The sequence below is a fragment of the Roseovarius sp. genome, assembly GCF_018066915.1.
In the GTDB taxonomy this organism is placed as follows: Bacteria; Pseudomonadota; Alphaproteobacteria; order Rhodobacterales; family Rhodobacteraceae; genus Roseovarius.
In genome coordinates, this window is the sequence record NZ_JAGPVV010000167.1 from 1 (window position 1) to 13,664 (window position 13,664).

Genomic DNA, 13,664 nt, shown 5'->3' on the forward strand with positions numbered 1-13,664 from the left:
GCGTTGAGGCCATGGGCGCGGGCGCGGTCCATGGCAAGGTCTACCAGCCGCGCGGCCAGCCCTTGCCCACGCCAGGCGTCATCGACTGCAAGTTTGCCCAGATAGAGGCAATCGGATTTTGGGGTCAGGAAAACGCAGGCCACGGGCAGGGTGCCGATGATCCAAACCTCGCCATCGCGGCAGTGCTGGTCGATGGTTTCCACGGTCAGACGGTGCATAGAGGAGGGCGGATCAATCCGCCCCTCCATCTGCGCAAAGCAGCGGCGGATCAGATCAAGGATCGCCTCGGCCTGCCCGCTGTCGGGATGGACCCGGATCGGGGCCCTGTCGAGGGTCATTTCAGCGCGCGCCAGCCGATGTCGCGGCGGCAAAAGCCCTCGGGCCAGTCGATGCGGTCGACCATGGCATAGGCGCGGTCTGCGGCCTCTTGCAAGGTGGTGCCACGGGCCGTGGCGGCCAGAACGCGGCCCCCCGTCGCGGTGATCTGCCCATCGGCGCGGGTGGTGCCTGCGTGAAAGACCATGTGAAAGCTGTCCTCGGGGCACGCCTCCAGCCCTTTGATCACGCTGCCTTTTTCGTAATCTCCGGGATAGCCCTGCGCGGCCAGAACGACCGTCAGGGCGTAATCCTCGGCCCAAGTGACGGAAATATCGCCCAACCGCCCTTCGGACGTGGCGAGCATCAGGTCGAGCGCCTGCGCGCCCAAGCGCATCATCAGAACCTGACATTCGGGATCGCCAAAGCGGCAGTTGTATTCGACAAGTCGGGCTGCGCCGTCCTTGATCATAAGCCCGACAAAGAGCACGCCTTGATAGGGCGTGCCGCGCCGCGCCATCTCGGCCAAGGTGGGGCGGACGATCTGATCGAGCGCCTGTTGGGTCACGGCGTCGGTCATCACCGGAGCAGGGGAATAGGCCCCCATGCCGCCGGTATTGGGGCCGGTGTCGCCCTCGCCCACGCGCTTGTGGTCCTGCGCTGTGCCGATGGGCAGGGCGGTTTCGCCGTCGCAGAGGACGAAAAAGCTGGCCTCTTCTCCGTCCATGAATTCCTCGATCACAACCTCTGCGCCCGCTGCGCCAAACTCGCCGCTGAACATGTCGTCAAGGGCGGCGAGGGCCTCGGGCAGGGTCATGGCGACGATCACGCCTTTGCCGGCGGCCAGACCATCGGCCTTGACCACGATGGGGGCCCCTTGGGCCTCGACATAGGCGCGGGCGGCGGCAAGGTCGGTGAAATGGGCATAGGCGGCGGTGGGCGCGTTTGCGGCGTCGCAGATGGCTTTGGTAAAGCTCTTGGAGGCCTCAAGCCGCGCGGCAGCGGCGGAGGGGCCAAAGACCAGCAATCCGGCGTCGCGCAGGCGGTCGGCCACGCCTGCGGCAAGCGGGGCCTCGGGGCCGATGATCACGAAATCAATCGCCTCGGCCTCGCAAAAGCCCGCGATGGCCCCGCCGTCGAGGATGTCGAGCGCCGCACATTCGGCGATTTCGGCGATGCCCGCATTGCCGGGGGCCACGATCAGCCGGTCACATTTGGGGTTTTGCAGCACGGCCCATGCGAGCGCGTGTTCCCGCCCGCCCGATCCAAGGATGAGAATGTTCATGGCGGCAACTCCTGCTTGGCCTCGGTTGGCGAGCGTTCTAAGGTGGTGGGCAGCCAGACACAAGGCAGGAGGGGCGCGCGCATGTCCGATCTGATCGACGATCCCGAAGAGGGGGGCAATGCCCCGGAATTTTCTGTCTCGGACCTTTCGGGGGCGATCAAGCGGATGATCGAGGGCGAGTTTTCCCATGTGCGTGTGCGCGGCGAATTGGGGCGCATCTCGCGGCCCCGGTCGGGGCATATCTATCTGGACCTCAAGGACGATTCTGCGGTTCTGGCGGGGATCATCTGGAAGGGGGTGGCGACGCGATTGGCGGTGCAGCCTGAAGAGGGGATGGAGGTGGTGGCCACGGGGCGGCTGACCACCTTTCCCGGTCAATCGCGCTATCAGATCATCATCGAGGATATGAAACCGGCGGGCATGGGCGCGCTGATGGCGATGCTGGAAAAGCGCAAGGCGGCGCTGGTGGCGGAGGGGCTGTTTGCGCCCGAGCGCAAGCAGGCGCTGCCCTATCTGCCGGAGATTATCGGGGTTGTGACCTCGCCCTCGGGCGCGGTGATCCGGGATATCCTGCACCGGCTCAGGGATCGGTTTCCGCGCAAGGTGCTGATTTGGCCGGTGGCGGTGCAGGGCGACAAATGCGCAGGCGAAGTAGCGCGGGCGATCCGGGGGTTCAATGCGATGACGCCCGGTGGCGCGCTGCCGCGCCCGGATCTGATCATCGTGGCGCGCGGTGGTGGATCGGTCGAGGATCTCTGGGGCTTCAACGAGGAAATCGTGGTGCGGGCGGCGGCGGAGAGTGCGATTCCGCTGATTTCCGCGGTGGGCCATGAGACCGACACGACGCTGATTGATTACGCCTCGGACAAACGGGCGCCCACGCCCACGGCGGCGGCGGAACTGGCGGTGCCGGTGCGGATGGACTTACTTGCCTGGGTCGAGGGGCAGGGCGCGCGGCTGAGCCATGCGCTGAGCCAAGGGGTGAGTTTGCGCGGTCAGCGGTTGCGCGATCTGGCGCGGGCCTTGCCACGGGCGGAGGTGTTGCTTGACGCGCCACGGCAACGGCTGGATGCGTTGGGCGAGCGCCTGCCTGCGGCGCTGATCCGCTCGGTGCAGGTGCGCCGCGTGCACCTGTCGGAGACAGCGGGGGCGTTGCGCCCGGCGCTCTTGCGGCGTGCGGTCGAGGGGGATCGGCGGCGGTTGCAGGCGACGGCAGCGCGGCTCAATGTGCATGCGCTGAACCGCGATATTGCGCAGAAGCGGCGCGATCTGGACCGGGTTTCGGCGCGGTTCTCGGATGCGGCGGGGCGTCAGGTGCAAGGCTGGCAGGATCGGCTGGCGGCATTGGACCGGCTGCGCGAGACACTGGGATACAAGGCCACGCTCAAGCGCGGTTACGCGGTGGTGCGCGGCGATGGGGCGGTTGTGACCACGCGGGCGGCGGCGGCGGGGGCCGCAGCATTGGTGATCGAGTTTGCCGATGGGATGCTCGATTTGTCGGGGGCCGGGCCTGCGGTGCCTGCGACCAAAGTCAAGCCCAAGACGCCGCCAGAGGGGCAAGGGACCCTCTTCTGAGGAGGTCAGTCTGGTTTTTGCCCGCCGATGCGCTGGGTCAGGTCCGCTGCCGCCTCGGCCACCTGCCGTCCGACGGTTTCGAGCCGGGCATCGGGCAGGCGCGCGGCCAGACCCGAGACCGAGATGGCGCAAACCGCCTCGGCCTGCGGCGACCAGACCACAGCGGCGAGACAGCGCAGGCCGGTCACGTGTTCCTCGTCATCCAAGGCATAACCCTGCTTGCGGATGCGTTTGATATCGACCATCGCCGTGGTCAGACTCCGGTGCGAGCGTTTGGTCATCGGATGAAATCCGGTGCGCGCCACGAAGTCTGCAATATCGGCATCAGGCCAGGTGGCGAGAATCGCCTTGCCCATGCCAGAGCAAAAGGCGGGCACGCGCCCGCCGGGGGGCGAGATGGCGCGCATGATCTCGCGGCTTTCGACCTGTGAGAGCGTCACAAGCTCGTCCTGATCGAGAATCCCGAGATTGGCGGTTTCGCGGGTGACATCACGCAAATGGCGCAGGAGTGGCAGCGCGGGGGTCACGAAATTATGCCGCCGGGCAAAGGCGGTGCCCACCGAGAATGCCCCGCGCCCCACATGCCAGAGCGCGCGTTCCGAATCGAACTGGGCGAAATGCTGCAACTCCAGCGTGGTCAGCAGGCGGTGCGTGGTCGAGACCGCAAGACCGGCCAGCCGCGCAAGGTCTGACACGCGTGCGCCTTCATCCTGCTGGCTGAGCAGGTGCAAGAGGCGCAGAGCGCGGGCGACAGACTGGACGCCTTGGGATTGAGGGTCGGACATGTTCGGTATACCTTTCCATACAATGGAAAACATTTTTCCCGTTCTTACAAGTGCCGCAGCGCTGAAGTAGCTGCAAAACCCGATGATTTCCTGAAATACTGGAGCGATACTCATGACCACCTATGTTGACCGTCACGGCCTGAGCGTGGCCGCACCGCTGGCCCGTTTGATCGAGGATGAGGTGCTGCTTGGGCTGAGCGCAGATCAGTTCTGGTCCGGCTATGCCGCGCTGTTGCGCGATCTGGCCCCTAGGAACGCGGCCCTTTTGGCCAAGCGGCGGGAATTGCAGGTGCAGATTGATGGCTGGCACCGGGCGCGGCGCGGGCAGCAGTTTGACGGCGCGGCGTATCGCGACTTCCTGACCGAGATCGGCTATCTGGTGCCGGAGCCCGAGGTGTTCGATCTGGGCACGCAGAATGTCGATGCCGAGATTGCGCAGGTGGCGGGGCCGCAACTCGTGGTGCCGGTGATGAATGCGCGCTTTGCGCTCAATGCGGCCAATGCACGCTGGGGCAGTCTCTATGATGCGCTCTACGGCACGGATGCGATTGCGGGGCGTGCAGCGGGGCCGGGCTATGACGCGGCGCGGGGCCGTCAGGTGATCGCCTGGGCGCGGGCGCATCTGGACAAGGTGGCCCCCTTGGCGGCTGGCTCTTGGGCGGATGTCGAAGCGTTGGACATCGACGGTGGGTTGCGCGTGACTGTGGCAGGCCAAGTCACGGGGTTGGCAGATGCGGGGCAATTTGCGGGCCACACGGCGGGCGGCAACGTGATGCTGCGGGTCAACGGGCTGTTGATCGAGATCGTGATTGACCGCACCTCGGCCATTGGTCGCGATGATCCGGCTGGGATTTCGGACGTGCGGATCGAGAGCGCGCTGACCGCTATACAGGATTGCGAGGATTCGGTTGCGGCGGTGGATGCCGACGACAAATGCGTGGTCTACCGCAATTGGCTGGGTCTCATGCGTGGTGATCTGGAAGAGCGGTTCGAGAAGGGCGGGCGGCTTTTGACGCGGCGGCTTCATCCCGATGTTCGTTATGTCGATCCGCAAGGTGCTGAGGTGGTGCATCCCGGTCGCGCGCTGATGCTGGTGCGCAACGTGGGGCTCTTGATGACCACCGATGCGGTGCTGCTTGATGGCAAGGAGACACCCGAGGTGATGCTCGATGCGGCTGTGACCGTCGCGGCGGCAATGCATGATCTGGCGCGCGGTGCAGAGGGCAATTCGCGGGCGGGATCGGTCTATGTTGTGATCCCCAAGCTGCATGGGCCAGAGGAATGCGCCTTTGTCGATACGCTCTATGGGCGGGTCGAAGAGGTGCTGGGCCTACCGCAAAACACCGTCAAGCTGGGCGTGATGGACGAAGAACGGCGCACCTCTGCCAACCTTATGGCCTGCATCAAGGCGGTCAAGGATCGCTGCGTGTTCATCAACACCGGATTCCTTGATCGCACAGGCGATGAAATTCATACCTCGATGCAGGCGGGGCCTGTCATTCCCAAGGGCGAGATGCAAAAGGCCATCTGGCTCGCGGCTTATGAGGCCGGGAATGTCGATGCGGGTCTGGCGGCGGGCATGACGGGGCGCGGGCAGATCGGCAAGGGCATGTGGGCCAAGCCCGATGCCATGGCGGATATGCTGGAGGTCAAGATCGCGCATCCCAAGGCTGGGGCGAATACCGCTTGGGTGCCTTCACCCACGGCGGCGACGCTGCATGCCACGCATTACCATCAGGTCAATGTGGCCGGGCTGCAAGAGGCGCTGAAGGGGCGGGACCGTGCATCGCGCGCCGATCTCTTGACGCCGCCGCTGATGGTGGGGCGGAACCTGTCGGGCGAGGAAGTGCGGCGCGAGTTGGACAATTCCTGTCAGTCGATCCTGGGCTATGTCGTCCGTTGGGTCGATCAGGGCATCGGCTGTTCCAAGGTGCCGGACATCAATGATGTGGCGCTGATGGAAGATCGCGCAACGCTGCGGATTTCGTCGCAATATCTGGCCAACTGGCTGATCCATGGCATATGCTCGGCCGAAGAGATCGACGCCTCGTTGCGGCGGATGGCCCCCAAGGTGGATGCGCAGAACGCGCATGATCCGGCCTATCGCCCGATGGCGCCCGATTTCGACGGGGCGGCGTTCAAGGCGGCGCGGGATCTGATTTTTGAGGGGGCCAAGCAGCCCTCGGGCTATACCGAGCCGCTCTTGCATGCGGCGCGGCGTGGGGTCAAGGCGGCATAAGGGGCAAGGCCATGATGACAGTGAAACGGCTCGATCTGGCGGACGCCGGGGTATTGCTGGCAGGCGCGCGCGCCAAGGCCGCCGAGATGGGCGTGCCGATGTGCATCGCCATCACCGACGAGGGCGGCAATCTGGTGGCGTTCGAGCGGATGGATGGCGGCAAGGTCACGTCGATCACCATCGCCATCGACAAGGCGTTTACCGCTGCGGGTGCCAAGAAGGCGACGCATGAATATGGCGAGGTGAGCCAACCGGGCAAGCCGGTTTACGGCATCGCCTCGGCCATTGGCGGGCGGCTGATGGTGGTGGGCGGTGGCCTACCGGTGCTGGTGGATGGCGAGGTTGTAGGCGGCATCGGCGTGAGTTCGGGCACGCCGATGCAGGATCGCGAGGTCGCAGAGGCCGGGATCGCCGCGTTTCTGGAGAAGCTCTAAACCTCTGCCGGGGCGACCACCTCCTGAAAATTGGCAAAGAACTGCGCGGCGAGCTTCTTTGCCGTGCTCTGGATGAGGCGGCTGCCCAATTGTGCGAGCTTGCCGCCAATTTCGGCGCGGGCGGTGTAGCGCAGGGTGGTGACGCCCTCCTCTTCGGTCAGAGTCACATCCGCGCCGCCCTTGGCATGGCCTGCAGCACCGCCATTGCCCTGACCCGTCAGTGAAAAGGCATCCGGCGCGCCGGAGGTGTCGAGCGTGACCGTGCCGGTAAAGCGCGCCTTGACCGGGCCGATCTTGAGCACGACGCGCGCCTCTAATTCGGTATCGGAATGTTTGATCAGTTCCTCGCAGCCCGGAATGCTCTGGCGCAGGATTTCGGGATCATTGAGCGCGGCATAGACGCGGGATTTGGGCGCATTGAGCGTGATTTCATCGGCGAGGTCCATTTGGGGCTCCTTGACAAATAGGGGAAATCTCAGGTCTGGCGCTGGCCTTGGCGGCGGTGCTGGACGGTCTGCGCGAGGATCGAGAGCGCGATTTCCTCGGGCGTGACAGCATTGATCGCAAGGCCTGCGGGTGCGTTTATGCGTGCGAGCGCCTCTGGCGTGGCCTCAAGCCGCGCGGCAAGGGTGGCGAATTTTCGGCGGCTGGCGACAAAACCGATATAGTCGGCCTCAGAGGCCAGCGCCGTGCGCAGGGCGTCAAGATCGCCCACCCCTTGCGTGGCGATGACCACCATACGGGCGTGGTTGGCCGCAGGCAGGGGGCCAGAATCGGGCATGGCATCCGGTGTGGTGATGTCAAAGCCGAAGGTCTGCGCGAGGGTGGCAAGCGCCAAGGCCACGGGTGAGGCGCCAAGGATGACGAGTTCGGGACGGGGCAGGACAGGTTCCACGAAAATCTCCATCGCGCCCTTGCTGGGGCAGCCGTTGCGGGCGATGTCGCGGCCCTCGTGGCGCTGACCGGGGCTGAGGCCCTGCGCCACCAGATCTTCTTCTGGCTGGATGGAAATCAGGCGCGGTGCGCCCTCGGCGATGGCGCTCTGGGCGGCGCGGGACACCGCGCCCCGCACGCAACCGCCGCCGATCCAGCCCTCGGTGATGGTGCCATCCGCGAGAATCAACGCCCGCGCGCCGGGTTTGGCGGCGGTGGCCCCGACGGTGCGGATCACCGTGGCAATGGCATAGGGGGTGCGGGCAGAGGCAAGGCGACGGGTGGCGTTCTCGTGCGCGTCGGGGATCATGTCAGGCGCTCCAGTTGCGGGGCAAGGGACGCCAGATCATTGAGCGTCGTGGCTGCTGCGAAGAGGTCGAGATGCGGTAGGGCGGCGGCCATAGCTGCGGTCACGGGGGCGTAATCCTTCCAACCTTTCAAGGGATTGAGCCAGATGATGCGGCCCCCCCGTTTGCGCAGGCGGGTGAGGGCATCGGTCAGCGCCTCGGGCGGATCGGTGTCATATCCATCCGAGAGAATCACCACCACCGAGCGGGAATTGACGCAATGCCGCGCGGGGCCACGGGCGAATTGCGCGAGTGATGCGCCAATCTTGGACCCGCCGCCAAAGCCATCTGCCAAGAGCGACAGGCGATTGAGGGCGCGGAGCGGATCAGGGTCGCGCAGCGCGTCCGAGATGCGGACAAGGCGGGTGTGAAAGAGCCACGCGTCGGTCGCGTCATCGGCACGGATAAGGCCGGTGAGAAAGGCAAGGAACACACGCGCATAGATCGTCATCGAGCCGGAGACATCGCAGAGGGCGACGATCCGCATTTGCCGGTCGGGGCGTTTCTTGCGTGGGAGCGTCAGCGGCTCGCCCCCGGTCGAGAGGCTGGCGCGGATGAGGCGGCGAAAGTGCAGTTGATCGCCTCGGCGGGCGGCGCGGCGGCGGCGTGACCGGCGGTAGGCGAGGCTTTGTGCGAGGCGACGGGCGATGGATTCAGCCGCTGCAATGTCCTGCGGGCTGACCAGTTTGCGCATGTCGTGGTGCATCAGGCTCGCGGTGCGGCTGGCGATGAGCGTGCCGGTGCCGTCGCCATAGGATGCGCCTGCGTCCTCGTCGGGGGCGTGGATTTGGCCGCGCGCGGTGCTGTTTTCGCCGTTTGCATCGCGGCTGTTGCGGCTATGCGCGTTGCCGCTTCGGTCGCTGGGGGAGAATTTCTCGCGCACGCGGCCCGAGTTCAGCCAATAGCTGTCAAAGAGCGCGTCGAACTGGGCCACGTCATCGGCGGTGCTGGCGCAGACCGATTTGAGCGCGCGGCGTGTTTCGTCGGGATTGGCCGCGTTGATATGGGTGAGGGCCCGAAGGGCTGTTTCCGTCTCGCCCACGCCCAAACGCAAGCCGTTGTCGCGCAGATGCGAGATGAAGCCAGCCACGCGCGCGGAGGGCCCCGGATCACGCGCGGCAAAGCGGGTGACGCGGCTCATGCCGCCTGCCCAGCGAGGCGCTGCGCCACTTCGGTGGTGATGTTGGCGCGGTCAGTTTGGGTCTTGAGCAGGGTCGCAAGGGCGGCTTGCAGGATCACCGGATCATGGGTCAGGTCGTTGATGCCGAGGCCTGCAAGGGCAGCGGCGAAATCGAGCGTCTCGGCGATGCCGGGGGTTTTCTCCAGATCCTCGCGGCGGATTGCCTGCACAAAGCTGACGATCTGGCGGGTGAGGTACTGGTCGATCTGGGGGCAGCGACTTTGCAATATTGCAAGCTCTGCGGCGCGGTCCGGGTAATCGACATGGGCATAAATGCAGCGCCTGCGCAGCGCGTCCGAAAGGTCGCGGGTGCCATTGGCGGTGAGGATCACCATGGGGTGTGCGGTGGCTTTGATCGTGCCCATCTCGGGAATGGTGATCTGGAACTCGGACAGGATTTCAAGGAGATAGGCCTCGAATTCCTCGTCGGCGCGGTCGATCTCGTCGATCAGCAGAACCGGCGATTCTGCCTGCCTTATTGCCTGCAACAGGGGCCGTTCCAGCAGATATTCATCCGAGAAGATCCGCGCCTCGACGCCCGCGCCTGTCTCGCCCCCTTCGGCGGCGGCGCGGATGGCGAGGAGTTGACGCGGATAATTCCATTCGTAAATGGCTTGGGCCGCGTCGAGCCCCTCGTAGCATTGCAGCCGGATCAGGCGCGCGCCCTTCAACGCCGCGAGCACCCGCGCCACTTCGGTCTTGCCCACGCCTGCTGCCCCTTCGAGCAGGAGAGGCCGCCCCAGCGACAGCGCGATATGCAGGGCCATGACCAGATCATCGCCCGCAATATAGCCATGCTCCGCCATGCCCTGTTGCAGATCGCGCCAGTCCGCCATGCTGTCCCGCTCTTTCATTGTTCCTGAAATACTCCGGGGGGTTCGGGGGGGGGGGCAGCGCCCCCCGTCTGCCCTCAGCCATGCAGCCCAAGCTCATGCGCGGCGCGCCAGATCCGCCAGTGATCATGCGGCATATGGGTGTGGCGCAGGCCAAAGGGGCGCAGCGCGTCATGCACCGCGTTTGAAAACGCCGGGACACCGCCGACATTCGGGCTCTCACCCACGCCCTTGGCCCCGATGGGGTGATGCGGTGAGGGGGTTTCGGTGTGATCGGTGGTGTAATGCGGCGTCTCCCACGCGGTCGGGATGAAGAAATCCATCAGCGTGCCGGTTTTGACGTTACCCATCTCGTCATAGGCAATTTCCTGCCCCATGGCGATGGCGAGCGCCTCTGTCAGGCCGCCGTGCACCTGGCCTTCGATCACCATCGGGTTGATGCGGGTGCCGCAATCGTCGAGGGCGTAGAACTGGCGAATTTGCGTCTCGCCGGTGTCCACGTCAATTTCCATCACGCAGATATAGGCCCCAAAGGGATAGGTCATGTTGGGCGGATCATAGTAGCTGACCGCCTCCAGCCCCGGCTCGATGCCCGGGATCGCCTGATTGTAGGCGGCATAGGCGATCTCTGCCATGGTCTTGAACCGTTCCGGCGCGCCCTTGACGGAAAAGCGGTCGATGTCGAATTCGACGTCATCGTCATGAACTTCCAGGAGATAGGCCGCGATCATCTGCGCCTTGGCGCGGATTTTGCGACCGGCAAGCGCGGTGGCTGCCCCTGCCACGGGGGTTGAGCGGCTGCCATAGGTGCCAAGGCCGTAGGGGGCGGTGTCGGTGTCGCCCTCTTCCACCGTGATCTTGTCCGCCGGGATGCCGATTTCGGTGGCGAGGATCTGGGCGAAGGTGGTGGCGTGGCCTTGGCCCTGAGAGATGGTGCCAAGGCGGGCGATGGCCGATCCGGTGGGGTGGATGCGAATCTCGCAACTGTCGAACATTCCCATCCCTAGGATGTCGCAATTCTTGACCGGACCTGCGCCGACGATTTCGGTGAAATGCGTGAGGCCAATGCCGATCAGCTTGCGGGTTTCGCCGCGTTTGAAGGCCTCTATCCGTTCGGCCTGTTCCGCGCGCAGCCCGGCGTAATCCACGGCCTTGAGCGCCTTGTCCCAGGCGGTGTGATAATCGCCAGAGTCGTATTCCCAGCCAAGTGCCGAGTGATAGGGGAATTGGTCGGCACGGATGAAGTTGATGCGCCGCAGCTCTGCGGCATCCATGCCCAACTCAATCGCCAGTATTTCGATCATGCGTTCGATGAAATACGCGGCCTCGGTCACGCGGAAGGAGCAGCGATAGGCAACGCCGCCGGGGGCCTTGTTGGTATAGACGCCATCGACGCCCACGTAGGCCACGGGGATGTCATAGCTGCCAGTGCAGATGTGAAAGAACCCGGCCGGAAATTTGGTGGGATCGGCGCAGGCGTCGAACGCGCCGTGATCGGCTGTGACATGGCACCAGAGGCCGGTGATCTTGCCCTCTTTGCTGGCGGCAATCTTGCCCTTCATCCAGTAGTCGCGGGCAAAGGCGGTGGCCATCAGGTTTTCCATCCGATCCTCGACCCATTTCACCGGCACGCCGGTGACGATAGAGGCGACGATGGAACAGACATAGCCGGGATAGACGCCGACCTTGTTGCCAAAGCCGCCGCCGATGTCGGGCGACACCACGCGGATGTTGTGTTCGTCGATCCCCGACAGCAGAGAGGCCACGGTGCGCACCACATGCGGCGCCTGAAAGGTGCCGTAGACCGTCAGCTTGCCGTTGACCTTGTCCATGGAGGCGACGCAGCCGCAGGTTTCCAGTGGGCAGGGGTGGGTGCGGTGGTAATAGATCATTTCCTCGGCCACCACGTCAGCCGATGCGATGACCTCTTCCGTGGCGGATTTGTCGCCCTGTTCCCAGAGAAAGATGTGGTTGGGATGGCGGCGGGGGCCATGCGCGCCGTCGGCACCGAGGGCGAGATCCTCGCGCAGCACGGTGTCGGAGTTGAGTGACACGAAGGGGTCGGTGATGACGGGAAGCTCTTCATACTCCACCTCGACCAGTTCCACGGCATCGGCGGCGACATAGCGGTCACGGGCGACGACAAAGGCCACCTCTTGCCCTTGAAAGAGCACCTTGCCATCGGCCAGCACCATCTGTTTGTCGCCCGCGAGCGTGGGCATCCAATGCAGGCCGAGCGGTTCTAGGTCCTTGGCGGTCAGCACAGCCACCACGCCGTCAAGGGCCATGGCGGCGGAGGTGTCGATAGAGGTGACGCGGGCATGGGCATAGGGCGAGCGCACGAAATCGCCAAAGAGCATGCCGGGCAGCTTGATGTCATCGACATAGTTGCCCTTGCCTTGGGTAAAGCGCGCATCCTCGACGCGCTTGCGGGCGCAGCCGATGCCCTTGAGTTTGGCGGTGCGGTCGTCGCGGTCTGGCGTCAGGTCGTTCATTCTGCGGCCTCCTTGGCGGAATTTATCGTGGCAGCGGCGGCAAGCACGGATTTGACGATGTTCTGATAGCCGGTGCAGCGGCAGAGATTTCCGGCCATGCCGAAGCGCACCTCTTCCTCGGTCGGGTCGGGGTTTTCTTTGAGGAGTTGCGCCGCGCGCGTGATCATGCCCGGCGTGCAAAAGCCGCATTGCAGCCCGTGATGCTCGCGGAACGCCTCTTGCAGCGGGTGGAGCGCGTCGGGCGTGCCCAGCCCTTCGATGGTGGTGATGGTGGCCCCATCGGCCTGTGCCGCAAAGACGGTGCAGGATTTGATCGACCGCTCACCCATGATCACGGTGCAGGCGCCGCAATGCGAGGTTTCGCAGCCAATGTGGGGCCCGGTGATATTGAGGCGCTCGCGCAGGACATGGATCAGAAGTTCGCGTGGTTCGGCAAGGATTTCATGCCGGGTACCATTCACGGTGAGGGTGATCTGCATTTTCTTGGACATGGGTTCTATTCCTCAGGCGCGCGACCAGGCGCGGGCGATGGCGCGGGCCAGAATGATGCCTGCCGTGTGGCGTTTGAATTCGACCGGGCCGCGATTGTCCTCTGACGGGTCGATGGCGGCCTGCATTGCGGTGATTGCGGCGATAACGGCATCCTCGTTGCAGGAGGTTCCGATAAGGGCCTTGCCTGCCGCTTCGGCCCAGATGGGCGTGTCCGACAGGTTGGTCATGGCGATGGAAGCGGCGGTGCAACGATCCCCCTCTCGGGTCACGATCACGGCTGCGGCGGCGGTGGCGTAATCGCCGATCTTGCGTTTTTGTTTCTCATAGGCCTGCCCGCCGGTGGGCGCGTCAAAGCTGACGGCCGTCAGGATTTCGTCATCCTCACGGGCGGTGAGATAGGCGCTCTCGTAAAACTCCCGTGCGGGGATGGTGCGGCTGCCCTCGGGGCCGGTGACGTGGAAGGTGGCATCGAGGCATTGCATGAGGCCGGGCATGTCGTTGCCGGGATCGCCATTGGCGACGTTGCCGCCGACCGTGCCCATGGCGCGCACCTGCGGGTCGGCGATCTGAAGCGCCGCCTCGCGCAGGAGGGGGGCGTGGGTAGCAAGACCAGCATGGGCGATCAGGTCTGCTTGCGTGACCATGGCCCCAAGCGTGATGCGGTGGCCGTCGATTGTGATTCCGCGCAGGGCCTCGATCGCTTGCAAGTCGATGAGATGCGGCACCTCGGCCATGCGTAGCTTCATCATCG

Annotated in this window: 13 protein-coding genes; 3 read left to right on the plus strand and 10 right to left on the minus strand. The window is 64.8% G+C overall.

Going from position 1 to position 13,664, the window contains the following annotated elements:
• A partial coding sequence (locus KBT70_RS09065; RefSeq protein ID WP_296631629.1) for a GNAT family N-acetyltransferase occupies positions 1 to 338 on the minus strand: 338 nt, incomplete at its 3' end.
• Positions 335 to 1,600, minus strand: coding sequence for a phosphoribosylamine--glycine ligase (gene purD, locus KBT70_RS09070; protein ID WP_296631632.1), 1,266 nt, complete (start codon positions 1,598 to 1,600; stop codon positions 335 to 337). The genes purD and KBT70_RS09065, both read right to left, overlap by 4 nt.
• An 81-nt stretch (positions 1,601 to 1,681) precedes the next feature.
• Here purD and xseA point away from each other — a divergent pair, with 81 nt between their 5' ends.
• Positions 1,682 to 3,175 carry an exodeoxyribonuclease VII large subunit gene (xseA, locus tag KBT70_RS09075; RefSeq protein ID WP_296631636.1) on the plus strand — a complete coding sequence of 498 codons (1,494 nt, stop codon included), beginning with the start codon at positions 1,682 to 1,684 and terminating at the stop codon, positions 3,173 to 3,175.
• 5 nt (positions 3,176 to 3,180) lie between these two features.
• Here the strand turns inward: xseA and KBT70_RS09080 are convergent, their stop codons facing one another.
• Entirely contained in the window at positions 3,181 to 3,960 is a 780-nt protein-coding gene (locus KBT70_RS09080) for an IclR family transcriptional regulator (protein WP_296631639.1), read from the minus strand.
• 112 nt (positions 3,961 to 4,072) lie between these two features.
• Here KBT70_RS09080 and KBT70_RS09085 point away from each other — a divergent pair, with 112 nt between their 5' ends.
• Positions 4,073 to 6,199: a malate synthase G gene (locus tag KBT70_RS09085; protein WP_296631642.1), complete on the plus strand. Its 2,127-nt coding sequence runs from the start codon at positions 4,073 to 4,075 to the stop codon at positions 6,197 to 6,199.
• Between the two features lie 11 nt (positions 6,200 to 6,210).
• Positions 6,211 to 6,633: a heme-binding protein gene (locus KBT70_RS09090; protein WP_296631644.1), complete on the plus strand. Its 423-nt coding sequence runs from the start codon at positions 6,211 to 6,213 to the stop codon at positions 6,631 to 6,633.
• Here the strand turns inward: KBT70_RS09090 and KBT70_RS09095 are convergent.
• From KBT70_RS09095 to KBT70_RS09125, 7 genes are all read right to left on the minus strand, one after another.
• Positions 6,630 to 7,079 (minus strand): carbon monoxide dehydrogenase subunit G, encoded by a 450-nt coding sequence (locus KBT70_RS09095; RefSeq protein ID WP_296631647.1) that lies wholly within the window; start codon positions 7,077 to 7,079, stop codon positions 6,630 to 6,632. The two genes, KBT70_RS09090 and KBT70_RS09095, sit on opposite strands and share 4 nt — an antisense overlap.
• A gap of 29 nt (positions 7,080 to 7,108) precedes the next feature.
• Positions 7,109 to 7,876 (minus strand): XdhC family protein, encoded by a 768-nt coding sequence (locus tag KBT70_RS09100; RefSeq protein ID WP_296631651.1) that lies wholly within the window; start codon positions 7,874 to 7,876, stop codon positions 7,109 to 7,111.
• Positions 7,873 to 9,054: a VWA domain-containing protein gene (locus KBT70_RS09105; RefSeq protein WP_296631654.1), complete on the minus strand. Its 1,182-nt coding sequence runs from the start codon at positions 9,052 to 9,054 to the stop codon at positions 7,873 to 7,875. Before KBT70_RS09105 ends, KBT70_RS09100 begins: the two co-directional genes overlap by 4 nt.
• Positions 9,051 to 9,929, minus strand: coding sequence for a MoxR family ATPase (locus tag KBT70_RS09110; protein WP_296631656.1), 879 nt, complete (start codon positions 9,927 to 9,929; stop codon positions 9,051 to 9,053). Before KBT70_RS09110 ends, KBT70_RS09105 begins: the two co-directional genes overlap by 4 nt.
• A gap of 74 nt (positions 9,930 to 10,003) precedes the next feature.
• Positions 10,004 to 12,421 (minus strand): aerobic carbon-monoxide dehydrogenase large subunit, encoded by a 2,418-nt coding sequence (locus KBT70_RS09115; RefSeq protein WP_296631661.1) that lies wholly within the window; start codon positions 12,419 to 12,421, stop codon positions 10,004 to 10,006.
• A complete protein-coding gene (locus KBT70_RS09120; protein WP_296631664.1) occupies positions 12,418 to 12,912 on the minus strand; it encodes a (2Fe-2S)-binding protein in 495 nt (164 codons plus the stop codon). Before KBT70_RS09120 ends, KBT70_RS09115 begins: the two co-directional genes overlap by 4 nt.
• A gap of 12 nt (positions 12,913 to 12,924) precedes the next feature.
• The coding region (locus KBT70_RS09125; protein ID WP_296631667.1) for an FAD binding domain-containing protein at positions 12,925 to 13,664 on the minus strand (740 nt) is incomplete at its 5' end.

What these genes read in the sequence shown, in the direction of transcription:
- KBT70_RS09105 (WP_296631654.1), bottom strand. Translation starts at nt 9,054, where the DNA reads ATGAGCCGCGTCACCCGCTTTGCCGCGCGTGATCCGGGGCCCTCCGCG.
- purD (WP_296631632.1), bottom strand. Translation starts at nt 1,600, where the DNA reads ATGAACATTCTCATCCTTGGATCGGGCGGGCGGGAACACGCGCTCGCA.
- KBT70_RS09115 (WP_296631661.1), bottom strand. Translation starts at nt 12,421, where the DNA reads ATGAACGACCTGACGCCAGACCGCGACGACCGCACCGCCAAACTCAAG.
- KBT70_RS09090 (WP_296631644.1), top strand. Translation starts at nt 6,211, where the DNA reads ATGATGACAGTGAAACGGCTCGATCTGGCGGACGCCGGGGTATTGCTG.
- KBT70_RS09085 (WP_296631642.1), top strand. Translation starts at nt 4,073, where the DNA reads ATGACCACCTATGTTGACCGTCACGGCCTGAGCGTGGCCGCACCGCTG.
- KBT70_RS09110 (WP_296631656.1), bottom strand. Translation starts at nt 9,929, where the DNA reads ATGGCGGACTGGCGCGATCTGCAACAGGGCATGGCGGAGCATGGCTAT.
- KBT70_RS09080 (WP_296631639.1), bottom strand. Translation starts at nt 3,960, where the DNA reads ATGTCCGACCCTCAATCCCAAGGCGTCCAGTCTGTCGCCCGCGCTCTG.
- xseA (WP_296631636.1), top strand. Translation starts at nt 1,682, where the DNA reads ATGTCCGATCTGATCGACGATCCCGAAGAGGGGGGCAATGCCCCGGAA.
- KBT70_RS09095 (WP_296631647.1), bottom strand. Translation starts at nt 7,079, where the DNA reads ATGGACCTCGCCGATGAAATCACGCTCAATGCGCCCAAATCCCGCGTC.
- KBT70_RS09100 (WP_296631651.1), bottom strand. Translation starts at nt 7,876, where the DNA reads ATGATCCCCGACGCGCACGAGAACGCCACCCGTCGCCTTGCCTCTGCC.
- KBT70_RS09120 (WP_296631664.1), bottom strand. Translation starts at nt 12,912, where the DNA reads ATGTCCAAGAAAATGCAGATCACCCTCACCGTGAATGGTACCCGGCAT.